Source organism: Hyphobacterium sp., from assembly GCF_965229905.1.
Classification (GTDB): domain Bacteria; phylum Pseudomonadota; class Alphaproteobacteria; order Caulobacterales; family Maricaulaceae; genus Hyphobacterium.
In genome coordinates this window covers 900,436-922,717 of record NZ_OZ245930.1, presented here as the reverse complement: position 1 = coordinate 922,717, position 22,282 = coordinate 900,436, and the positions used below count along the sequence as shown (strand labels likewise).

Sequence of the window (22,282 nt, the reverse complement as noted above, 5' to 3'; positions counted from 1 at the left end):
CTTAATCGGCGACCGGCTCGACAGCGATTGACCGGGCTTCGATCGTAATCGCACCGAAGCCGGAATTCGTCCGGATTCGGACCGGCAGATGGATCGTGCCATCGGCGAAAGGCGCCAGCCACAGGACAACCGGCTCGGCGATATCGCTTTCCGTCGGCAGATCTTCCGGATCATATCCCGCAATCGGCTCGTAGAAGGCGTGACAGCGCGTGGCCTCACCCCGCCAGGCGCGGGTACGGATATCATTGGCTCCGGCGACTTGCAGCCGCAAATCATAGCGCGCCTTGCCATCGAAAACGGGGATGCGACCCGAGCAGAGTTCGCCGACATCGCTGGATTGGCGAAGGCCCAGCCGCAACAGGGCGCTGATCGGATCGACAGCGCCATCGCGCTCGGCTTCGCTCGCCGGCGGCTCGCCCATGGAGCCGAAGGGCGGGACAACATCTGCGGTCGCTACGCCTTCAGGGAAGTTGATGCCGACCGTGCGGCCCGAACCACTGGAATGATTAAAGTGCGCATAGCGCCAAGGGCGCAGCGCCCCATCGGCATAACCGGTAATGCCCGCCTCGATATCGGCATCGGAAAACAGCGCGGCCAGCCCGGCCGTCGTAAAACGCGCCGTGGCGCCATAGGTGTCGTCCGCGATCTGTCCGCTTAGCGTGATATTCGCGACGCGGAAGATGATCACCGAACCCGAATAGCTGACATTGATCGACAGAGGCGGCGGCGCCGACACATTCGCTAGCTCGGCCGCGTCGGTCAGGTTGGAGGAGGACAGCAGCAGGGCAGAGGCTGCGAGACTCGAAACCAGCATTTCAAAGATACTCCGTTACAACACATCCCGCCCGCTGAAATGCGCCATCACCCCTATCGCCGATCCAACATGGCTGCAAGATGAATGCGGATCACGCGCCACAGCGCTTGACGAACGCAGACCGCTTGGGTAAGTCCCGCGGCTCTTCGTCGGCGGTAGCGCCGAACGAGCACGGAATTCTATTTGAGCGAAGGTTGTTGCCATGTCCCGGCGCTGTGAACTTTCTGGTGTAGGTCCTGTCGTGGGCAACAATGTCTCCCACGCCAACAACAAGACCAAGCGCCGTTTCTTGCCGAATCTCTGCGACGTGACTCTCGCGTCGGAATCACTCGGCCAGTCGTACAAGCTGCGGATTGCCGCGAAAACGCTGCGCAGCGTCGACCATATCGGTGGCCTCGATGCGTATCTTATGAAAGCCCGCGACGAGCATCTTTCCGAGCGCGCCTTGAAGATCAAGCGCGCCCTGAAGAAGAAGGCCGCTGCGGCCTGATCCGGATGCCCGGCACACGCATTCAAGCGCCCGCAGCCCACGCTGCGGGCGTTTTTCGTTGGAGGCTCAGGCCATGATCGTTCTGCTTCCCGTCGATATCCAGAAAGGGCTGGATCAATATGCGGTGACGGTGGGCGGTCATTCAAATCCCGATTTCGACGCCAATGTGACGAAACTGTTCGCCGCCGCCCGTGCCGCCGGCCGCGCCATCGTGCACATCAAGCACAATTCGACCGAGCTAGACAGCCTGCTGCGCCCCGGCGCCCCGGGAAATGCCTTCAAGCCGGAGGCGGAACCGCGGCCCGGCGAACCGGTGATCGAAAAGACCGTCAATTCGGCCTTTATCGGCACCGGTCTGGAACAACGCCTCCATCTGATGGGCGCCGATCACCTCGTGATCTTCGGCATGACCACCGAGCACTGCGTCTCAACTACCGTCCGGATGGCAGGTAATCTTGGATTTCGCACGACCCTCGTCGGCGATGCGACCGCCGCATTTCCGGCGGCCACACCCGAGGGCGAAACCATTGACGCAGCGACCCATCACAAGGTCCACCTTGCGGCGCTGCATAATGAGTTTGCGAATGTGATCGATACCAAGGAAGCAGTTTCCCTTCTGTCCCGCGGCAGCTAGTTTCCCCGCCGGAACGGAAGGGAATCCCATGCGCCATCTCAGCCTTTTGGCCGCTCTCGGCCTCATTGCCTGTTCGCAGCCAGCCGCAACGGAGTCGGCCAGTTCGGGCGTTGAGCCGGCGGATCGCGTTTTTTCCGGCGGTCCGATCTACACCGCTGACGAATCCAGCCCGATGGTCGAGCTTGTGGCCGTCAGAGACGGTAGCATCATTTACGCCGGCAACGAGGCGGACGTACCGGCCGGCCTGGTCGACGATACGACCGAAACGGTCGATCTCGATGGCGCGGCCATGTATCCCGGCTTCACCGACAGCCACGTTCACATCATCGGCCTCGGCGCGCGTGAGCGTCTTCTGAATCTCGAAGGCACGGAATCGATCGCCGATCTGCAGGCCCGTGTTGCCGAAGCGGCCGACGGCCTGCCCGAGGGCGCGGTGCTTCAGGGCCGGGGCTGGATCGAGACGCACTGGCCGGAAGAGCGCTTTCCGAACCGCCAGGATCTCGACGCCGCGGCGCCGGACATCGCCGTCTTCCTGACCCGTGCCGACGGCCATGCGCTGGTGGCCAATTCGCTGGCGCTGGAGATGGCGGGCATCACCGCCGCCAGCGTGGCGCCGGAAGGTGGCGATATTCTGCGCGATGAAGATGGCGAGCCGACCGGCATGCTGATTGACACCGCAATGGACCCCGTTTCGGCGCTGGGCGGCTCGTTCACCGGCGAAGACCGGGCCAATGTCTATCTGGAAGGGGCCTGGTCGGCCGCCCGTTATGGCTGGACCGGCGGACATGACATGTCCGTGCCTTGGGCAGATGTCGCCATGATCGAAGGTCTGTCTGAAGAACTGCCGCTGCGCGTTTATATTTCGGCCAATCCCGACGGGCTCGCCCCGCTGGCGCGCGACGGTTATGTGATCAGCGACAATCGCCGCGTCATTGCGCGGGCGGTGAAGATGTACATGGATGGCGCGCTGGGATCGCGCGGTGCGGCGCTTCTGCAGCCCTACAGCGACGATCCGGCCAATTCCGGCCTCCTGTTGAGCCAAGAGGACGAGACGCTGTCCGCCATGGTGACAGCGCTGCAGAACGGCGTTCAGCTCAACATCCATGCGATTGGCGACCGCGGCAATCACCTGCTTCTGAACTGGATCGAAGAGGCGCTGGCGGCGGTACCGCCGGAGGATCGCGCCATTGCCGAACCTCGTTGGCGCAATGAGCACGCGCAGATCGTGCGCCCGGCCGATATTCCGCGTTTTGCCGAGCTCGGCATTATTCCGTCCATGCAGCCGAGCCATGCGATCGGCGATCTCTTCTTTGCGCCAGACCGATTGGGGCCGGACCGGCTCGACGGCGCTTACGCATGGCGCGACCTGATTGACAGCGGTGTGGTGATCGCAGGCGGGTCAGATGCGCCGGTCGAACGCGGCGATCCGCGTATCGAATTTTATGCCGCGGTGGCCCGCCGCGCCCTGGACGGCACCCAGACCGAGGACTGGCGTCCCGATCAGGCCGTCACCCGCGCCGAGGCGCTGCTCATGTTCACCGCCTGGCCGGCCTATGCGTCCTTCCGCGAGGATGAGATCGGCCGTATCGCCGAGGGTTTGCGGGCCGATTTCACCGTCTTTTCCGGTGACATCATGACCATCCCGGAGGAAGAGATCCTGTCTGTGGAGCCGGTGATGACGGTGATCGATGGCGAGATCGTCTGGCAAGCGGAATAAGCGTTTTCCTCCCCCGCTTGAGGGAGAGAAAGTCATCCGGGTTGACGATGGTAAGCGCGTTCGAGCAGAAATCTCGCGAACACAAAATGCCTTTCATGCCTTGCCGGGATTGTTTTCGGCGCCGGGTTTTCAGGTCAAAGGCGCGAGAGCGCCGCTTCGCGGTTTCACCCTTGAGCTGAAAACCCGGCCCGAAAGACTGGCCGGCATGGATTGTAAGGCCGGGCTTGGCATTCCCCTCCCCTTAATGGGGAGGGAAGACCGCGCAGCGGTCAGGGTGGGGTGATTGGCGTTACGCCTCGCAACATCCCCCCCACCCCTACCCCTCCCCACGAGGGGGAGGGGAAAGACGCGCAACCTCAACGCGCTCACCCTGAGCCAACCCGCCGCCAGCCTCGTCGTTGCGCAGAATGCGCGCCTGGCAGCGATGCTTCACCGCAGCTCTGGGTCCTGACTTTCGTCAGGATGACGTGGAATTGGCCAAGGCTGGCGAGTTTACAGCTCCTTCAAAAGGGGAGAGGGATAGGCGTTAGGTCGCGAGGCGACGAGCTCCGCGGGTGAGGGATTATCCGATCGCTATGGAGTGATCGCGAAACTCAACAACAATGTCCGCTGGTCCGGATTGTAGTTATCATCCGAGAGAATGAAGATCCGCATCTCGCCATTCACCTCGCTGACCGCGATGCCTTCGAAATTATCAATCGTCATGCCCGGTTCGAGCTCGGCAAGCGGCCCCGGCAATCGCCGTGCTGTCAGGGTAACATCGCCGGTTTGCCGATCGAAATAGCGGTTTTCGAACTCGAATACCCGGATCCGGTTGCCGATGTCGCGCGCATAGAAGCGTTCGAGTACCAGCAGCGCTTCGCCCCGGCGGGCAAGGCCGGTCACGCCAAAGCCTTCGGCGGCGCGATAATCTGTCACCACTGGTTCCTGCCCGTCCGCCATGCGCCACAGAGAATGCGGCCGGCCTTCGACGATAGGATATTCGACCCCCGCCCAATAACCGTTCTGCGACGGCGCCAGCGCTTCGATCCCGCCATTGTTGCGCAGCCGGTCGGTACCCGGTGGAGCTTCCAATGGCGTTGGCGTGGCGATCGCGATACCCGACCAGTCTGGCGCAATGTCGTAACGGTCGATCCGATGTTGGCGTTCGAAACTCACGGCGTAAGCGCCGCTGCCGAGCGGGGCGAGCCCCTCAGCATCGGCCGCATCGCCCGTCAGCGGCATGCCATCAGCGTCCAGCATCGGGGCATAGAAGGCCTGTGACACATCCGTCAGCCATCCGTCTTCATTGAATTCGAGATGCGCGGTCAGCCAGTAAGCCGAGTCGGAGATTGCCAGCAGGCGGTCGCCATGGATCTCCATCGCCGACAGGCCGCCGAAACGCTCGTCCTCTGACGATAGCACCAGCCCGCCACGATATTCGAGCGCGCCGACATCGAGGCGTTCAGGCGTGTCAGGATAAAGCGGAACACTGGTCGTCTGGATCAGGATCGGACCCGGGCCGGCCGCATTGCTGCAAGCAGCTAGAATCAGCGCGGCAATTCCGATCAGTCGTTTCACACTTTCGCTCCCAATTCGGCCCAGTCGGCGCGTTTCAGACCGCGTGTACCGCCCGATGATGACGGGTTGATGGCAGGACCGGCCGGCCCGGCATCCTTGTCGAAAAGTGCGGCGAGCTGTTCGGTCATCGCACCGCCGAGCTGTTCCACATCGGTGATCGTCACGGCCCGCTTGTAATAGCGCGTGACATCATGGCCGATCCCGATGGCCAGAAGTTCGACGTCAGACCGGTTTTCGATCTGCGCGATCATTTCGCGCAGATGGCGTTCCAGATAGGCGCCTGGATTGGCGGATTGCGTGCCATCGTCGACCGGCGCGCCGTCGGATATCACCATCAGGATGCGCCGCTGCTCGGGCCGCGCGGCGAGCCGTTTCCAGGCCCATTGCAGCGCTTCGCCGTCGATGTTTTCCTTCAGCAAGCCTTCGCGCATCATCAGGCCGAGATTGACGCGGCTGCGGCGCCAGGGCTCGTCGGCATTCTTGTAGACGATGTGCCGGATATCGTTGAGGCGTCCCGGATTGACGGGCTTGCCGGCTTCGATCCAGGCCTCCTTGGCGCGGCCACCTTTCCAGGACCGTGTCGTGAAGCCCAGAACCTCGGTCTTGACGCCGCAGCGCTCCAGCGTCCGGGCGAGGATGTCCGCGCAGGATGCCGCTGTCATGATCGGCCGCCCGCGCATCGAGCCGGAATTGTCGATCAGCAGCGTCACAATCGTGTCGCGGAAATCGGTTTCCTGTTCCTGCTTGAATGACAAAGGCGAGGTCGGATCGATCACCACCCGCGTCAGCCGGGCCGGATCAAGCACGCCTTCCTCTAGGTCGAACGCCCAGGCGCGCGTCTGCTGCGCCATCAGGCGCCGCTGGAGGCGATTGGCAAGCCGGCCGACGGCGCCCTCAACGCCCTTCATGTGCTGGTCGAGATAGCGGCGCAGACGCGCCAGCTCGTCCTCGTCGCATAGATCCTCGGCGCGGATGATCTCGTCAAATTTTGTCGTGAAAACGCGATAGCGTTCCGCCGGCCGATCCTCGAATCGCGCATAATTGGGACGTTCGGCGCGGGCTGCCTCCCCAAGCTCGTCCTGGCTGTCGGTCTCCCCGAGTGTTTCATCGGACTGGAAATCGATCTCGTCATCGTCCGCGGATTGCCCGTCGGCGTCGACATCATCACCGTCATCGCCATCGGGCTCTGAGTCGCCATCGTCCTCGCCGGTCTGCTGCTCGCGATCCAGGCCGGCGTCGTCATCGCTTTCCTTGTCGGAATCTTCCGGATCGCCGCCGAGCTCGTCCGCGAGGTCGAGATCGCGAATCACGTCTTCGAGGGCTTTGGCGAAAGCCCGTTGATCACTGGCGTTCGCTGCCAGCGAATCGAGCGCGTCACCGGCCGCCGCCTCGATATCCTCACGCCAGACCCGCATCAGCCCTTCGGCTAGGTCTGTGACCGGCTCTCCTGTAATGCGTTCGCGCACGAGCAGGCCGATGGCTTCGTGAAGCGGTGCTTGCTGGCGATCCTCGACGCGGTTCCAGCCCTTGGCCACTGCTTTCGCTTCCAAGGCCGCGTTGAGATTTACAGCGACGCCCCGCATCGCTTTGGCGCCGAGACTTTCGACGCGTGCCTGTTCGGCCGCTTCGAAGATGGCGCGACCCTGGGAACCGGGCGGTAAAACCTCGGCATGGGTCTGGCGATTGTGGTGCAGGAGTTTCAGCGCCAGCGCATCGGCCCGGCCGCGTGCTGCCTTGGCGTCCGCTGCGCTGACTTCTCCCGGGTTGGGAAGCGTCATCTTGCCTTTGGCGTAATTGGCGATCTCGCCGCCAAAGCGCACTTCCAAGTCCTTGTCCTGGGCAATCGCCCGGGCGGAAATTGCCAATGCGCGCTTGAAGGCATCTGCGAGCGGATTATCGGTCATCAATTCTCCAGTGACCGACGTGGACTAACGCTAGCCGCAAATCCCGTTTTCGGTCAGCCAGTGGCGGATCGGGCCAACCAGGTCGTAGCGTTCGCCCGTGGCTCTGTTGGTAAAGTTATGGTCGCCGAAAGGAAAGACCAGCAGGTGATGATTGTCATGCCCGGCCGCGATCAGGTTCTGCAGACGGTTCAGCGCTGGGGTGACCGGAATGACTGCATCCTGCAGGCCGAAAATCCACAGGATCGGGATGTCCAGCGCTTCGAGTACGGGCAGGGGATCATAGCCGGGTTCGCCGATATAGGCCTCAAGCATGTTATCCGCCATGGCGATATCCTGCGCGGTTATCTCTGGATTGCTTTCATAGCCGCGGCGCGCCTGCAGGATCTGGCCGTGAATCTCCTCCTGGCCGGCAGTTGTTACCGCGCCCTCGCCGACAATGATGAAATCGACGAGGTCGGACCGGCTGGCCGCGAGGGGCATGATCCAGCCCGCCTGACTACCGCCGAACAAGCCGACACACCGCGAATCGATACCCTCCTGCTGTGCGCCGAATTCGATAGCGTGTGCCAGATCGCTGGCCAGATCATCGAACTGGGCGATGCTGCCCTCGACGGAGAAACTCACATATTCCCCGGTGCTTTCACCGGTGCCGCGCTTGTCGAAGGATAGCGCAGCAAAGCCGAGATCCATCGCGCGGTAGGTATAGAACAATACGCCTTCCCGATCGCTGGGGGCGGAGCCGTGCGCCGTGACGACCAACGGAAGATCGCCGTGCGCGCTGGCCGAACGGTATAGCGACGCGCCGAGCGTCACTTCTCCAGCCGCGATCGTCACGCGGCGTTCCACAAGGTCTTGTATCGCGAACGCCCAGCCGGACGCGCCGGCACTCGCGAGGACTGCGGTCAAAAACAAGCAGGTGCCAATTCGAAACGTCATGAGAACCTCATCAGGCATTTACGCAAAATTTTGCATAAATAGCCATAACATGTCGAATGACGAATTGTTGAGAATGTCAAAGCGCGGTTGGCCTAAGCGGCACTGGCCGGCTTGGCGGGGGACGGCTTGAGCGGCGCTTCCGGCAGATCTTCACCAAAGACGCGCTGATAGAATTCCGCAATCGTCGGGCGCTCCAGCTCGTCGCACTTGTTCAGGAAGGTCAGCCGGAAAGCATGGCCGATATCGCCAAAGATTTCGGCATTTTCTGCCCAGGTCAGAACAGTGCGCGGGCTCATCACCGTCGAAATATCGCCATTCATGAACGCATCCCGGCTCATGTCGGCGACTTTCACCATGTCGGCGATCGCCTTCTTGCCGTCCGGTTGCGCGGCAAATCCCGGCAGTCGCGAGGCAATGATCTTTTCCTCGGTCTCGGCGGGTAGATAATTAAGCGTCGCCACGATCGACCAGCGGTCCATCTGGCCCTGATTGATCTGTTGCGTACCGTGATAGAGGCCCGTTGTATCGCCGAGCCCGACCGTGTTGGTGGTGGCAAACAGCCGGAAATAGGGATGCGGCCGGATCACTTTGGTCTGGTCCAGGAGGGTCAGCGAGCCGGACGCTTCCAACACCCGCTGGATGACAAACATCACATCCGGCCGGCCGGCATCGTACTCGTCGAACAGCAAAGCCACCGGACGCTGCAGCGCCCAGGGAAGTATGCCTTCCTGGAATTCGGTGACCTGCTTGCCGTCACGCAAGACGATGGCGTCCTTGCCGACCATGTCGATGCGGCTGACATGGCTGTCCAGATTGATCCGGATCATCGGCCAGTTGAGGCGGGCGGCGACCTGCTCGATATGGGTCGATTTTCCGGTCCCGTGATAGCCCTGGATCATCACCCGGCGATTGCGGGCGAATCCGGCGAGGATCGCCCGGGTCGTTGCCGGATCGAATACATAAGCCTCGTCGACCGGCGGCGTGTGCTCATCGGGCAGCGAGAACGCCGGCACGTCGAAACCCGGATCGAAGCCGAACAGAGCTTCGCAATCTGCAATGATATCGGGTTCGGACAGGGGGAAATTATCGCTCATGGCACTCATATATCGGGCAGGCAGCGCGCAAGGCCAGCGCGCGAGTCAGATGCTCCCTAGCACGGGCTTCGCAGTTGCGAAAAGACCGCACACGGTCACGGCTTGTTACGCCATTCCGGCGTTTTTGAGGATCTGGTAGGCATGAATCACACGGCCCAGCTGTTCCTCGCTCGACCGGTCTCCACCATTGGCGTCCGGATGAAAGCGTTTGACCATCTCGGCATAACGTTTCTTCACCACGCTTTTGCTTTCATGGCCGTCGAGATTGAGCGTTTCCAGCGCAGCGGCCTGAAGCTTGCCGAATCGCTTGCGGTGCTGCTCCGGCGTGGGGTCGCCCTCCGGCCGGTCGCCGAACAGGCCGAACGGGTCGGTGAAGCCGTCGCGGAAATCCTTGGACGCGCGCTGCGCCTTGGTGGTCTTTCCCGTGTTGAAGCGGAAATTCCAGGTCGGCCGATGGCCATAGTGCGCGGATGCGTTGAAGGCCGCGACGGCGTCTTCGTCCATATCCTCGAAAAAATTCCAGGACTTGTTGTATTGAGCGGCATGGCGCTGGCAGAACCAGTGCATGTCATTGAGGTCCGCCGTGCCTTTGGGCGCCTTGCAATCGCCATGCGCACGGCAGCCCGGCCATTCGCAGACGCGCTCCTCCGGCGCGGCGCGATCGGAAGGCGGCTTGATGCGGATGTCCTTGAACCGCGGCCGGTATGTAAAATCGCCATCCATAAGCCTAAGTATGGGGTCCAAGCCCTTAAGCGGCAACAAACAGGAGATGCAATTGGCCGGCGACGTACACCAACGCATGGAAGACAAGCTGCGCTCGGCCTTCAAGCCGCGCCATCTGGTGATCACGGATGAAAGCGCATTGCATGCCGGCCATGCCGGCGCACCAGAAGGTGGTGAAAGTCATTTCCACGTCGAGATCAGCGCCGAGGCGCTCGACGGCCTTTCGCGCCTGGAGCGCCAGCGCGCTGTCAACAAAGTGCTCGCTGAAGAACTGGCGGGTCCCGTTCACGCGCTGCGGATGACGGTGCGCTAGTGCGTGGTTCGAGGCTGGCCTGGCCCTCGCCTTGGCGAGGGCCGGCGGCCAGCACCTCACCATGAGGTGGGTTGCAGATTTCCATACACCTCATCCTGAGGTGCGAACGAAGTGAGCCTCGAAGGATGAATCCAGCTTGACCCTCTATATCGACGCCGATGCCTGCCCGGTAAAGGACGAGGCGATCCGCGTGGCCGAACGTCATCGCACCGAGGTGAAGCTGGTTTGCGATGGCGGCTTGCGCCGTCCGCAGAGCCCATGGGCTCAGCTGGTTATCGTCCCGGAGGGCGCAGATGCTGCCGACAACTGGATCGCCGAGCGCATCGGTCCGGGCGACATCTGTGTGACGGCCGACATCCCGCTCGCCGATCGTTGTCTGAAAGCGGGCGGCGCAGCCATTGATCCGCGCGGAAAGCTCTTCGACGCCGACAATATCGGATCGGTTCTGGCAACGCGGAATCTGATGGCAGACCTGCGGTCTGCCGGCGCGATGGAGGGGGGAGGCGGCAAGCCTTTCTCGGCACGCGACCGCTCGGGTTTTCTCAACGGGTTGGAAAACCTGTTTCAGAAACTGCGGCGCTAGGCTTCTTCCGGCAGCTCCGTCACACGCATCAGCGCAATCTGGTTGCGACGCCGCTCGAGGATCTCGAACCGGACGCCATGGAAGCTGAATACCTGACCGGTTTCGGGGATGGTCTGGCTTTCATGGATGACCAGGCCTGCCATCGTCACCGCTTCCTCGTCCGGCAGATCCCAGTCGAGCGCACGGTTCACGTCGCGGATCGGCGTGTGACCGTCGATCAGCCACACCCCGTCCTCTTCCATGCGAACGCCTTCGACGACAATGTCGTGTTCATCCTCGATCTCGCCGACAATCTCCTCGAGAATATCTTCAAGCGTCACCAGACCCATCAGCGCGCCATACTCATCGACGGCCAGCGCGAAGTGTTCGCGCTTCTCCCGGAAGGCATTGAGCTGGTCCTGAAGTTCGGTGGTTTCCGGCACGAACCAGGGCTCACGCATGACTTTCTGGAGATCGATCGCGCCAGCATCGCCGCCTGATTTCAGGAGCGCCCGGGCTAGATCCCGCGCATGCAATACGCCGATGATGTTCTCGGAATCGCCTTTGAAGAGCGGTAGGCGCGTATGCGGACTGTTGAGCGCGCTCGAAATGATATCCGAGACAGGCAGGTCGGCATCGATCATCGTGATATTCTTGCGATGCACCATGACATCGTCGACCGTCAGCTCACGCAGATCGAGCACGCCGCCCAACATGTCTCGGTCATCCTTGACGACGCCGCCTTCCTGGTGGTGCAGATCGATATGGCCGCGCAGCTCGTCATGACTCGACAGCACCGGACCTTCCACATTCGCACCGAACACGCGCAGCGTGCCTCGCACGATGGCCTGGACGGCGGCCACAATCGGCGCGAAAATCAGCACGAAAACTGAGATCGGCGCAGAAACCGCCTGCGCGAACCGGTCCGGATTTGACAGCGCGTATGTTTTCGGCAGCACTTCCGCGAAGATCAGAACCAGCATGGTCATGACCAGGGTCGCATAGGCCACCCCGGCTTCGCCGAACAGGCGCAGAAACACGGCCGCTGCGATCGACGAGGCAAGAATATTGACCAGATTGTTGCCCAGCAGGATGGCGCCAATCAGCCGCTCGCGGTCCTCGGTCAGATGATTGACCCGGCGCGCCGCCGGCTTGCCGTCCTTCTCCAATTGCAGCATTCGGGCACGCGAAACCGCCGTCAGCGATGTTTCCGAGCCTGAAAAGAAGGCGGAAAACAGGAGCAGGAGCACAATTCCGCCAAGCGAAATCAGGATCCAAGTCTCGATCATTGTGTCTTGTCTTTCAGGAAGTTAAGTAGATCGGCCTCGTCGGCCGCGCCCTCAATAAAGGCATCGCCGATGCCGCGCGCAAGTATCAGGCGGATTTTCCCGCCCGCATTCTTCTTATCATGGCGCATGCGTTCGACCATAGCTTCGGCCGAATAAGGAGCACCCAGGAGCAGTGCCAGCTGGGTTTCAAGGCCCACCAGGGAGAAATAGTCACGAACGCGCGCCGCATCTTCGGCGGGGCAGTAACCGCACCGAACCGAATAGTCGAAGGCGAGAGCGATGCCCGCCGCAACGGCTTCACCATGCAATAGCTTGCCGTCCGATTCGCTTTCCAGGGCATGGCCGAAAGTGTGCCCGAGATTTAGCAGCGCACGTTGTCCGCTTTCGCGCTCATCGGCCTCGACGATCCTCGCTTTGAACTCGATAGCGGACTTGAGATGCGCCTGTAGATGCAGCGCCGACAGGCTGTCGCGGTTTGAAAACTCGAGCCGGTCGAAGAAGTCGGCATCGCCAATCAACGCGGCCTTGATGATCTCGGCATAGCCCGCCAGCAACTGGCGTTTGGGCAGGGTCTCGAGAAACCTGAAATCGGCGACAACCAGTCGCGGCTGGTGGAAAGCCCCGACCAGATTCTTGCCCTGCGGCATATTGATGGCGGTTTTTCCGCCAACCGAGGAATCGGCCATGGCCAGAAGTGTCGTCGGCACCTGAATGAAATCGATACCGCGCTTGTAGATGGCCGCGGCAAATCCGGCCAAGTCGCCGGTCACGCCGCCGCCAATCGCCAGGATCGCATCGCCGCGTTCCAGTCCGCGTTCCAAGAGCTGCGAAAGAACGATTTCCAACAGGCCGAAGGATTTCGCGCTTTCGCCCTCGGGAATTTCGATTGGGGTTCCGGCGATATCGAGTTCCGCCAGGCCTGACGCGATAAATTCACGGTGATGCCTCAGCACATTGCTATCGGCCATCACGGCATATCGCCTGTTCGGGGCGACCGCCGCGAGCTTCCGCGCGATCGCCCAGGCGTCCTGACCGATCAGCACTTCATAACCGCGGTCACCCAGATCGATCGTGACAAGCTCAGTCATCGGCGTCCGATACCGAGTATCCCAGCGGGCCCAGTGCTTCGAGAATCCGAGCAACAGCTGTTGAGTGCGGGCCCTGATCGCCATCGATCTGGATATCGGCCTCCGCATAGGCGGCTTCGCGCTTGGCCATCAGTTCGGCCATCACGGCGCGGGGGTTGTCGGTTTGTAACAGCGGGCGCGTATCGCGTCGCGATACGCGTTCCATCAGCGTGTCGAGATCGGCTTTGAGCCAGATGGAAACGGCTTTCTCGCGCACAAGTTTCCGCGTCTCGTCGTTGACGAAAGCGCCGCCGCCAAGCGCGATGACCGATTGCTCTCCTTCAAGCAGCCTCGCGATCACCCGGCGCTCGCCATCGCGAAAAGCCGCTTCGCCGAAATCGGAGAATATGTCGGCAACCGGCCGGTCTGCAGCTTTTTCTATTTCCTCGTCGGCGTCGACAAAGGGCAGGTTCAGCGCTGTCGCCAACCGGCGGCCGACCGTTGTCTTGCCGGCGCCCATCAGGCCAACCAGCACGACCGAACGGCTGGCCGCAGCCGGGGAGGCGGATTCTTTACTCATGCCGCCGATTATAAGCCTCCGTCATGGTCTGGAAATTGCCGTATTCACCCTTAATGTGACGCCAAGCCTTGGAGCCTGCAATGCGTAACACCTTGATTGGTCTCGCCATCGGACTGGTGGTCCTGGTTGGCGGATTTTTCGTGCTCGTCATGATTGGCAGCGGATTGGAGCCAGACACCGAGGAGGTGCGGGTCGATGTCACCGACGAACTCACTGGCTAGCCTGCTGGCCTTGACCGCGCTGGGCATCGCTCACGCGCAGGATATTGAAGTACGTCAGCTTGGCAGTCTCGACCCGCTCGAGGTCGGCGTGGCGACAAACGGGCTTGGCGAATCTCTTTGGGCCGGCTCAACCGTACAAACGGCTATCAATGCGCTGGAGGGCCTGCCCGGCAGCGACAGCGACGGATACCGTTCTCCGGCGCGCGCCAATCTCGTGGCACTGGCCCTTCTGTCCGGCGGCCGGCCGCCACAGGGCGGGCGCGGAAATGCCTCGCTGGCGAACCTGCGCGCAGACCGGTTGCTGGCGGCGTCTGGCGCCGAAGCCGCTTACAGTCTGCTTGAGCGTACGCCGGGGTTGGACCGCGCGCCCGATCTGGCGCGTTTGCATGCCGAGACCGCCTTTGCACTCGCCGCCGGCGATGCGGGTTGCCGGACCGCGAATGGACTGATCGTGGGCCGCGACCAGACGTATTGGCTGCGCGCACGCGCCTTCTGTCACGCATTGAATGGTGAGGATGCTGCTGCCGAACTCTCCGCCGACCTGGCTCGCACAGAGGAGCCGGATTCGAATTTCGACGGGCTGCTTTATGCGATCACGATTGGCAGCTGGACGGTCGATGCAGCGTCGGCCGATACCGGTCTCGACTGGGCTCTGGCCGCCGTGTCACCCGCAGAAGGCCGCCCGGTGATCAATCTGACGGATGCTCCGGACTGGTTGGTCGCCGTGGCCGAATCGGCGTCCGCCACATCCGAGTTGGAAGCCGATCCGGCGCTGGCTCTGGAAGGCCTGGCGATGCAGGAGGGGGTCGGCCGCGAACGGCTTCTGGACCAACTGATCCGCCAGGATTTCGATCGTCTCGTCGCGGCGCAAGCGCTTGCGACCGCCCTTGAAGAGGCCGTTCGCGACGATGATTTCATGCGGGTCGCGCGGGAATATGGCCGGGAAGTCGGCACATTACCCATCACGCTCGACACATTGGTGGACGGTGGCCGGTTTGCATTGGCGGCACTCGCAGTTGGAGATGTCGCAGCCGCGCAGCGTTGGCGCGATACATTGGAGAATGGCCCGCCCGTAAGACGAACCGCCTCCACATTCGATCCGACAAAACCGGGCGACCTGATCGGAGCGGTAGCGGAACCGGATCGGCCGGAATGGGCGCCGCCATCGCCATCCTTCATGGTCGGGCTCGATCTGGCCTTCCGTATTGCCCAGAACCAGGTCCGCCGTTCGTCGACGGATGCGCTCATACAGGCGCGGCTTGAAGCCGGAGAGGCGGGTCTCGGCGACATAGCCGCGCTCGCCGGCCTGGGCATGGCGGTGCCGGCTGATTTCAGGCTGGCATTGTACCGGTTGGAGCCGGCGGCCGGATCGCCGGCGTTGGCAACGATGAATGCCGCGGCGATGGCAGGGGCCCGTGCGGAAACGGCGCTTTTGGCCGCTCAGGTGCTGGCCGACGGTCCGGCCGGCGCTTCGCCGACCGAGCTGATGCAGGTCACGATAGCCCTCGACAGGGTCGGCCTGCGCGATATGGCCCTCGCCCTGGTTCTCGAGCGCCTCATTGTGGAGCTGGCGTGAACAGCGGACAGCTTATCGATCTATTTCTCGACATGATGGCGGCCGAGCGCGGTGCGGCGAGGAACACGCTCGATGCCTATCGCCGTGATCTCGATGATATGTCGATGCGGCTTTCCTCGCGTGATCGGACCTGGCTGGATGCTCAAACGCCCCACCTCGAAGCCTGTCTCGCAGAATTAGCCCGCGAAGGTCTGGCCGCCTCGACGGCGGCCCGCCGCCTGTCGGCCACGCGGCGATTGTTCAGATTCCTGCTGGCGGAAGGCTACCGGACCGATGATCCGGCACGCTCGCTTACCGGTCCAAAGCGCGGGCGACCCTTGCCCAAGATCATGTCGGAGGCAGACGTCGACGCATTGTTCGCCGCTGCGGAAGAACTGGACGGCGCACGTGGCATTCGGGCCCGTGCCTTGCTGGAAATCCTCTATGCTGGCGGGCTTCGTGTCTCGGAACTCGTCGCCTTGCCGATTGCGGCGATCTCGCAGCGCTCAGGAACGCTCCACATCAAAGGAAAGGGTGGGCGCGAGCGTCTGGTGCCGCTCACCCAGCCGGCAACCGAGGCACTCCGCGCCTGGCTGGAGGTTCGCGATCAAACCCTGCCGAAGGGGCGGACCGCCAACCTGGCGAAAGCGCAACGTTTTCTCTTTCCCTCGTCGAGCGCCGCATCCGGTCATCTGACGCGAGAGCAATTCGCCCGGATTCTCAAGGAATTGGCCCGCACGGCAGGGTTGGACGAGGCGAAAGTCTCGCCGCACGTTCTGCGTCACGCCTTCGCAACCCATCTGCTGGCAAACGGCGCGGATTTACGCAGTGTTCAGGCGCTTCTGGGCCATGCAGATATATCGACGACACAGATTTATACCCATGTTCTCGAGGAGCGTCTGAAGGCGCTCGTCGAGACGGCCCATCCACTGGCAAAACGCTGAATCTCACCGCCATTCGCGGCTTGTTCCTTGCAATGCGGGTGGCTAGGTTGCGCGGCGCTGCCGCAACCGGACGCACAACAAGACAGGCTACATGTCAGACCCGACCCGGACCTATCTCGATTTTGAACGCCCCGTTGCCGAGCTCGACGCCAAGATCGAGGAGCTGGAAGCGCTGGCAGCCTCCAACTCTGCCGACGTGCCGGATGTCGCCGAAGAGATCGCAAAACTGCGGCAGAAATCGGCCGACCAGCTGGCGAGCCTCTACGAAAAGCTCGATCCGTGGCGCAAGACGCAGGTTGCCCGCCATCCCGAGCGCCCGCATTTCCGCGATTACCGCCGCTTGCTGATCGAGGATTTCGAGGAGCTGTGCGGCGACCGGCGCTTCTCCGAGGATCCGGCGATAGTCGGCGGTATTGGCCGGTTCAACGGACGGTCGGTCGTGGTTATGGGGCATGAGAAGGGCCGCGACACCCAGTCCCGTCTCAAGCACAATTTCGGCATGGCCCGTCCTGAAGGCTATCGCAAGGCCGTCCGCCTGATGGACATGGCCGAGAAGTTCAAAATGCCGGTTCTGACCTTCGTCGACACGGCGGGCGCCTATCCCGGCGTCGGCGCCGAGGAGCGCGGCCAGGCTGAAGCGATCGCCCGGTCCACCGAACGATGCCTGACGCTGGGTGTGCCGTTGATTTCGGTGATTGCCGGCGAGGGCGGGTCCGGCGGCGCCGTTGCGCTCGCCAGCGGTAATTCGGTGATCATGCTGCAGCACTCGGTCTACTCGGTGATCTCGCCGGAGGGCTGTGCGTCCATCCTGTGGAAGGATGCGGCTCGCGCCCGCGACGCCGCGATCGCCATGAAGATCACGGCGCAGGACCTCAAAGAGCTGAAAATCATCGACCACATCATCAAGGAGCCGGTCGGCGGCGCGCATCGCGCGCCGGAGGACACGATCCGCAAGGTCGGCGAGAAGATCGATTCCGTTCTGTCGGGACTTGAGCGGCTCGGCGGGCGCGATCTGCGCAAGCGCCGCCGCGAGCGTTTCCTTGCCATTGGCCGCCTTGAGGTAGGTGACGCCTAGAGCCGGTATTCCAACCAGGGCAGTTGTCGTCCTTCAAACACGTCTGACGGCCGATCCTCGATAAACACCGCGCCCATCCGCTCATAGAATCCGCGCGCGTCCGGATCCGAGAGAATGGTCATCACCGTTTCGCCAGCCTCGCGAAGCCGGTGGGCCGCTTCCTGGAAAAGGACGCGGCCTGCCCCCGTGCCTATCTCCCTCGGGTCGATAAACAGCAGGTCGAGGTTTCCGCGCGCGGCGTCGCCCGGATGAATCTGCGCCACGCCCAGGACGTGGTCCTCATGATCCAGCGCCACAAAGCTGTGCCCGGCCGCGACGCATTCCGGTGTGACCCGCAGATAGGGCGCACAGGCGTCGATGAAGTCGGCGTCATAGCCCCAATGTGCCTTGGACCTTCGGCAGAGCGCGGACAGCGCTTCGCACTCGCCCACGCGGGCATCGCGAATTCGCAGAGGCTCAGGTCGAGACGGTGGAGCCGCCGATGGCGCCATGGCAATGCTTGTACTTCTTGCCCGATCCACAAGGGCACATCGCGTTGCGCTGAACCTTGCCCCAGGTCGCCGGATCCGACGGATTTCCCGCCATCGAGGTCCGGCGCCGTGTCGGTGCCGTACGTGTCGCAACCGGGCCGTCGGAAGGATCGCCCATCTCGTTGCGTCCGGTGCGCGGATCGATATGGGTCGGCTTCATCTCGGGCAGCGGCGCCGGCTTGGGCGGTGCGGCCTGGACCCGGACCTTCATCATCACCTTGGTGACGTCTTCGCGCAGCGAAGACAGGAGGTGTTCGAACAGCGAAAAGGCTTCGGTCTTGTATTCGTTGAGCGGATCGCGCTGGCCATAACCGCGCAAGCCGATCATCGAACGGAGCGAATCGAGCCGCTGCAGGTGTTCGCGCCAGCCCCGGTCGATGGTTTCCAGCAGGATCTGCTTTTCTACCCGGCGCATCAGATCGGCGCCCGTTTCAGCAGACTTTGCGGCATAGGCCTTGTCGGCCGAGTCCTTCAGCCGGTCACAGATTTCCTCGTCGGCGATACCCTCTTCCGCGGCCCAGTCTTTGACCGGCAGGTCGAGATTGAAAATCTCCTTGATCGCCTCGTCGAGGCCATCAAGGTCCCATTGATCGGGCAGGGCGCGCGGCGGGACGAACTTCTCGACCGTGTCTTCGGCGGCCTCGTGGCGCATGTCCTGGATGACATCGGACACGTCTTCATCGGTCATGAACTCGATGCGCTGTTCGAAGATCGCCTTGCGCTGATCATTCATCACATCGTCGTATTTGAGGATGTTCTTGCGGATCTCGAAATTCCGCTGCTCGACCTTTTTTTGCGAGGTTTCGAGCGCTTTCGACATCCATGGGTGCTGGATCGCTTCGCCTTCTTTCAGACCGCCAATACGCATGATGGCATCCAGCCGGTCGGCGGCGAAAATCCGCAACAGGTCATCCTCGACCGAGATGTAGAATTTCGTACGTCCCGGATCGCCTTGACGGCCCGAGCGGCCGCGCAGCTGGTTGTCGATCCGGCGGCTTTCATGCCGTTCTGTGGCGAGCACATAGAGACCGCCCGCCTCCAGCGCCTTCGTCTTCAGCTCTTTCACCTCGGCCGCGATCTCGGCGCGCTTGGCCGCAATCGCTTTTTCGTCCGGCTCCTGACCTATTTCGCGCTGCGCATCGATCCAGTCGGCGAGGCGGAAATCGACATTGCCGCCCAGCTGGATGTCGGTGCCGCGGCCCGCCATGTTGGTGGCAATCGTCACCGCGCCCGGCACACCGGCCTGCGCGACGATGCGGGCTTCCTGCTCGTGATAACGGGCATTCAGCACCTGGTGCTTGATCTTCTTCTTCTTCAGGAAGGCCGAGAGATCTTCGGACTTTTCGATGGACACGGTACCAACCAGCACCGGCTGACCCTTGTCGACGGCCTGCTTGATGTCAGCGACAATGGCCTCGTACTTCTCCTTGGCCGTCCGGTAGACCTCGTCCTCGTCATCAGCGCGGGTGATCGGCTTGTTGGTCGGAATTTCGGCCAGGCCCAGCCCGTAGATCGAATGGAATTCGTCGGCCTCTGTCGCTGCCGTGCCGGTCATGCCGGCGAGCTTGTCATACAGGCGGAAATAGTTCTGGAAGGTGATCGACGCCAACGTCTGGTTCTCCGGCTGGATGTCGGCACCTTCCTTGGCTTCGATGGCTTGATGGAGACCATCGGACAGCCGGCGGCCCGGCATCATCCGCCCGGTGAATTCGTCGATCAGCACGACCTTGCGGTCCTTGACGATGTAGTCCTTGTCCTTCTGGTAGATCTTGTGAGCCCGCAGCGCCTGGTTGAGGTGATGCACCACCATGACGTTCTCGGCGTCATAGAGGTCACCTTCTTCAAGCAATTCCCGCTCGCGCAGCAACGCCTCGATCTTCTCGTTGCCGTCTTCGGTGATCAGGATGGTGCGCGATTTCTCGTCGATCTCGTAATCCCCATCGTCCAGAAGCGGGATGAGGCTGTCCATGGTCTTGTAGAAATCGGTCTTGTCCTCGGTGCGGCCGGAAATGATCAGCGGCGTCCGCGCTTCGTCGATCAGGATCGAGTCGACCTCATCGACGATGGCATAATGGTGTCCGCGCTGCACCATGTCCTTGAGCGAGTACTTCATATTATCGCGCAGATAATCGAAGCCGAGCTCATTATTCGTGCCGTATGTCACATCGCAGGCATAGGCTGCGCGGCGCGATTCATCGTTCATACCGTGAAGGATCACGCCGGTGGTCAGGCCCAGCTTTGAATAGACTTGCCCCATCCATTCGGCATCGCGCTGCGCCAGATAGTCGTTAACGGTGACGACATGCACGCCCTTGCCGGTCAGCGCGTTGAGATAGACCGGAGCGGTTGCGACCAACGTCTTGCCTTCGCCGGTCTTCATCTCGGCAATGTCGCCTTCATGCAGCACCATGCCGCCGATCAGCTGGACATCATAATGCCGCTGACCGAGTGACCGCTTGGCCGCCTCGCGGACCGCAGCGAAAGCTTCGGGCAATAGCGCATCAAGCTTTTCGCCATTCTCCAGCCGCTGCTTGAACTCGCCCGTTTTGGCCACCAGCTGATCGTCCGAAAGCGCCTCAAACTCCGCTTCGAGCGCGTTGATAGCGTCGACACTGGGCTGCAGCTTCTTGAGCCGGCGGTCATTGGTCGAGCCGAAAATCTTACGGGCAATGGAAAGCATTAAAGTAACCTGTGCATCCGGGCGGGACGGGGCAGTCCGGGCAGGCGAGAACTTGACGTCACCGGGCAAGCGGCCCCATTTGAAAACCGGACTTGACTTAAGGACGCGCGGAAAAGGTGTCAATGAAACGCGGCTGCGACCGACATAAGCCCGCCGGCCCGGCGATCGCAATACTTTTCGCGCTCATGCTTGCGGCTTGCGGTGGACGTGAAACGACCGTGGAAACGGAAGGTGAATTACCGCCGCCGGACAATGCTGTGGCCGTGGTTGACCAGACCGTCATTTATAATGCCGCCGTCCAGCGGGAAGCGCTGGCACAAGGTGTAATCGAGGAAGGACAACAACTCGTCCGCGCCGATCCTGAATATGAGCGTATCGTCAACGAACTGATCGATCAGCGTCTGCTCGCGATTGAGGCCCGCCGGAGAGGATTGCAGAACTCACCTGAGGCCCGGCGCCGCATTGCGGCGGCCGAGGAACGCATTCTCGGCAATATTCTGCTCGAAACCGAAATTGCGGTTCAGGTCACGGAAGAGGCCGCCCAACGCTTGTACAGTGAGCAAACGGCCCTGGCGGCACCGGGCGAACAAATCAGAGCGCGGCATATCCTGGTGGAGAGCGAGGAGGCCGCCGCGGCCATCATCGATCTGCACGAGAGCGGACGCGATTTTGCCGAGCTGGCGGTGCAGTATTCGGCGGACGTCGCCACGCGGGTGCAGGGCGGCGATCTCGGCTATTTCACGCGGGAAGGCGTCTTGCCGGCGATTGCGGCGGCCGCATTCGCCACGTCTCAGGGAGAGCTTACCGGTCCGGTCGAGACCGAAGCCGGCTGGCATGTGCTCTTGATTGTCGACCGCCGTGCGCAGGCAGGCCCGTCATTCGAGGAATTGAGACCGTCCATCGTCAGATTCCTGACATTTGAAACGATTTCCCACCTCGTTTCGCGATTGCGCGAGGAGGCGAGAATCGAGGTTGTCGAGCCGGAAACCGACGTTGAATCACCTGTCGACATTGATCTCGATCCGCTTTCCGATCCCGATTCCGGGAACGATAACAATTAACCCTGATTTCTCACCGGATCTTAAGGACAGTTTGGCAAGATGAATGACCGTCGCCCGGTTCTGTTGGTAGCAGCGTGCGCGCTGTGCGACGCGGACGGGCGCGTGCTCATCGCACGCCGTCCGGAAGGCAAAGCGATGGCGGGCCTCTGGGAGTTTCCCGGTGGCAAGGTCGAAACGAATGAAACGCCTGAACAGGCTATCGTTCGGGAATTACGTGAGGAATTGGGGATCGAACCATGCGAAACCTGTCTGCAGCCCTTCGCGTTTGTGTCGCACGCCTACCCGGATTTTCACCTCGTCATGCCACTCTTCGTTTGCCGGCGCTGGGATGGGTTCGTCGCGCCGCAGGAAGGGCAGGAGATCGCATGGGTTCGCAAAGACAAGCTTGCCAGCTATGCGCTTGCACCGGCCGACAAGCCGCTGGCCGCAGAGCTTCGGGATCGTTTGTAGCGCGTTTTGCGGCAGACCGGTCGGGGGCCTCCTCGATCGAGTATTCGGTCATTATTGCGGTGATCGCCTTTCTCACGGTCGCC

At 62.0% G+C, this 22,282-nt stretch carries 22 protein-coding genes; 11 read left to right on the top strand and 11 right to left on the bottom strand.

The window, feature by feature from the left end:
- Nucleotide 1: 1 nt before the first annotated feature.
- Entirely contained in the window at nucleotides 2-814 is an 813-nt protein-coding gene (locus ACO08C_RS04630) for a DUF3108 domain-containing protein (RefSeq protein WP_421787890.1), read from the bottom strand.
- A gap of 202 nt (nucleotides 815-1,016) precedes the next feature.
- On the opposite strand from ACO08C_RS04630, the gene rpmB reads away from it, so the two are divergent.
- From rpmB to ACO08C_RS04615, 3 genes are all read left to right on the top strand, one after another.
- The gene (rpmB, locus tag ACO08C_RS04625) at nucleotides 1,017-1,304 is read left to right on the top strand and encodes a 50S ribosomal protein L28 (RefSeq protein WP_421787889.1); all 288 of its coding nucleotides are present in this window, start codon (nucleotides 1,017-1,019) and stop codon (nucleotides 1,302-1,304) included.
- Between the two features lie 73 nt (nucleotides 1,305-1,377).
- Nucleotides 1,378-1,938, top strand: a complete 561-nt coding sequence (locus ACO08C_RS04620) for an isochorismatase family protein (protein ID WP_421787888.1) — start codon at nucleotides 1,378-1,380, stop codon at nucleotides 1,936-1,938.
- Nucleotides 1,939-1,966: 28 nt separating this feature from the next.
- Nucleotides 1,967-3,655: an amidohydrolase gene (locus ACO08C_RS04615; RefSeq protein WP_421787887.1), complete on the top strand. Its 1,689-nt coding sequence runs from the start codon at nucleotides 1,967-1,969 to the stop codon at nucleotides 3,653-3,655.
- A 573-nt stretch (nucleotides 3,656-4,228) separates the two neighbouring features.
- On the opposite strand, the gene ACO08C_RS04610 is transcribed toward ACO08C_RS04615, so the two are convergent.
- The 5 genes from ACO08C_RS04610 to ACO08C_RS04590 form a co-directional block, all read right to left on the bottom strand.
- The gene (locus ACO08C_RS04610) at nucleotides 4,229-5,215 is read right to left on the bottom strand and encodes an esterase-like activity of phytase family protein (RefSeq protein WP_421787886.1); all 987 of its coding nucleotides are present in this window, start codon (nucleotides 5,213-5,215) and stop codon (nucleotides 4,229-4,231) included.
- A complete protein-coding gene (gene cobT, locus ACO08C_RS04605; RefSeq protein WP_421787884.1) occupies nucleotides 5,212-7,119 on the bottom strand; it encodes a cobaltochelatase subunit CobT in 1,908 nt (635 codons plus the stop codon). Before cobT ends, ACO08C_RS04610 begins: the two co-directional genes overlap by 4 nt.
- 30 nt (nucleotides 7,120-7,149) lie before the next feature.
- Nucleotides 7,150-8,055 (bottom strand): alpha/beta hydrolase family protein, encoded by a 906-nt coding sequence (locus ACO08C_RS04600; protein ID WP_421787883.1) that lies wholly within the window; start codon nucleotides 8,053-8,055, stop codon nucleotides 7,150-7,152.
- 92 nt (nucleotides 8,056-8,147) lie between these two features.
- Nucleotides 8,148-9,149, bottom strand: coding sequence for a cobaltochelatase subunit CobS (cobS, locus tag ACO08C_RS04595; RefSeq protein ID WP_421787882.1), 1,002 nt, complete (start codon nucleotides 9,147-9,149; stop codon nucleotides 8,148-8,150).
- 105 nt (nucleotides 9,150-9,254) lie between these two features.
- Nucleotides 9,255-9,872, bottom strand: a complete 618-nt coding sequence (locus ACO08C_RS04590) for a J domain-containing protein (RefSeq protein WP_421787880.1) — start codon at nucleotides 9,870-9,872, stop codon at nucleotides 9,255-9,257.
- 52 nt (nucleotides 9,873-9,924) lie between these two features.
- Here ACO08C_RS04590 and ACO08C_RS04585 point away from each other — a divergent pair, with 52 nt between their 5' ends.
- Nucleotides 9,925-10,185 (top strand): BolA family protein, encoded by a 261-nt coding sequence (locus ACO08C_RS04585; protein ID WP_421787878.1) that lies wholly within the window; start codon nucleotides 9,925-9,927, stop codon nucleotides 10,183-10,185.
- 136 nt (nucleotides 10,186-10,321) lie between these two features.
- Nucleotides 10,322-10,768, top strand: a complete 447-nt coding sequence (locus ACO08C_RS04580; RefSeq protein WP_421787877.1) for a YaiI/YqxD family protein — start codon at nucleotides 10,322-10,324, stop codon at nucleotides 10,766-10,768.
- Here the strand turns inward: ACO08C_RS04580 and ACO08C_RS04575 are convergent.
- Genes ACO08C_RS04575 through ACO08C_RS04565 form a run of 3 tightly spaced genes read right to left on the bottom strand, consistent with a single transcriptional unit; the run spans nucleotide 10,765 to nucleotide 13,683 of the window.
- Nucleotides 10,765-12,036, bottom strand: coding sequence for an HlyC/CorC family transporter (locus tag ACO08C_RS04575; RefSeq protein ID WP_421787876.1), 1,272 nt, complete (start codon nucleotides 12,034-12,036; stop codon nucleotides 10,765-10,767). The two genes, ACO08C_RS04580 and ACO08C_RS04575, sit on opposite strands and share 4 nt — an antisense overlap.
- On the bottom strand, nucleotides 12,033-13,124 hold the full coding sequence (gene aroB / locus ACO08C_RS04570; RefSeq protein ID WP_421787875.1) for a 3-dehydroquinate synthase: 1,092 nt from the start codon (nucleotides 13,122-13,124) through the stop codon (nucleotides 12,033-12,035). The genes ACO08C_RS04575 and aroB overlap by 4 nt, the downstream gene beginning before the upstream one ends.
- Nucleotides 13,117-13,683 carry a shikimate kinase gene (locus ACO08C_RS04565; RefSeq protein ID WP_421787873.1) on the bottom strand — a complete coding sequence of 189 codons (567 nt, stop codon included), beginning with the start codon at nucleotides 13,681-13,683 and terminating at the stop codon, nucleotides 13,117-13,119. The genes aroB and ACO08C_RS04565 overlap by 8 nt, the downstream gene beginning before the upstream one ends.
- Before the next feature lie 80 nt (nucleotides 13,684-13,763).
- Here ACO08C_RS04565 and ACO08C_RS04560 point away from each other — a divergent pair, with 80 nt between their 5' ends.
- From ACO08C_RS04560 to ACO08C_RS04545, 4 genes are all read left to right on the top strand, one after another.
- A complete protein-coding gene (locus ACO08C_RS04560) occupies nucleotides 13,764-13,904 on the top strand; it encodes a hypothetical protein (RefSeq protein ID WP_421787872.1) in 141 nt (46 codons plus the stop codon).
- The gene (locus ACO08C_RS04555) at nucleotides 13,879-15,480 is read left to right on the top strand and encodes a hypothetical protein (protein WP_421787870.1); all 1,602 of its coding nucleotides are present in this window, start codon (nucleotides 13,879-13,881) and stop codon (nucleotides 15,478-15,480) included. Before ACO08C_RS04560 ends, ACO08C_RS04555 begins: the two co-directional genes overlap by 26 nt.
- A complete protein-coding gene (locus tag ACO08C_RS04550) occupies nucleotides 15,477-16,403 on the top strand; it encodes a site-specific tyrosine recombinase XerD (protein ID WP_421787868.1) in 927 nt (308 codons plus the stop codon). Before ACO08C_RS04555 ends, ACO08C_RS04550 begins: the two co-directional genes overlap by 4 nt.
- Before the next feature lie 91 nt (nucleotides 16,404-16,494).
- Nucleotides 16,495-17,478 (top strand): acetyl-CoA carboxylase carboxyltransferase subunit alpha, encoded by a 984-nt coding sequence (locus ACO08C_RS04545; RefSeq protein ID WP_421787866.1) that lies wholly within the window; start codon nucleotides 16,495-16,497, stop codon nucleotides 17,476-17,478.
- Here the strand turns inward: ACO08C_RS04545 and ACO08C_RS04540 are convergent.
- On the bottom strand, nucleotides 17,475-17,909 hold the full coding sequence (locus tag ACO08C_RS04540; protein ID WP_421787865.1) for a GNAT family N-acetyltransferase: 435 nt from the start codon (nucleotides 17,907-17,909) through the stop codon (nucleotides 17,475-17,477). The two genes, ACO08C_RS04545 and ACO08C_RS04540, sit on opposite strands and share 4 nt — an antisense overlap.
- 25 nt (nucleotides 17,910-17,934) lie before the next feature.
- Complete coding sequence (gene secA, locus ACO08C_RS04535) at nucleotides 17,935-20,688, bottom strand: preprotein translocase subunit SecA (RefSeq protein ID WP_421787863.1); 2,754 nt, start codon at nucleotides 20,686-20,688, stop codon at nucleotides 17,935-17,937.
- A 122-nt stretch (nucleotides 20,689-20,810) separates the two neighbouring features.
- Between secA and ACO08C_RS04530 the strand changes: the two genes are divergently transcribed.
- A complete protein-coding gene (locus ACO08C_RS04530) occupies nucleotides 20,811-21,749 on the top strand; it encodes a peptidylprolyl isomerase (RefSeq protein WP_421787861.1) in 939 nt (312 codons plus the stop codon).
- Nucleotides 21,750-21,788: 39 nt separating this feature from the next.
- Complete coding sequence (gene mutT, locus ACO08C_RS04525) at nucleotides 21,789-22,199, top strand: 8-oxo-dGTP diphosphatase MutT (protein WP_421787859.1); 411 nt, start codon at nucleotides 21,789-21,791, stop codon at nucleotides 22,197-22,199.
- The last annotated feature ends 83 nt before the right edge of the window (nucleotides 22,200-22,282 follow it).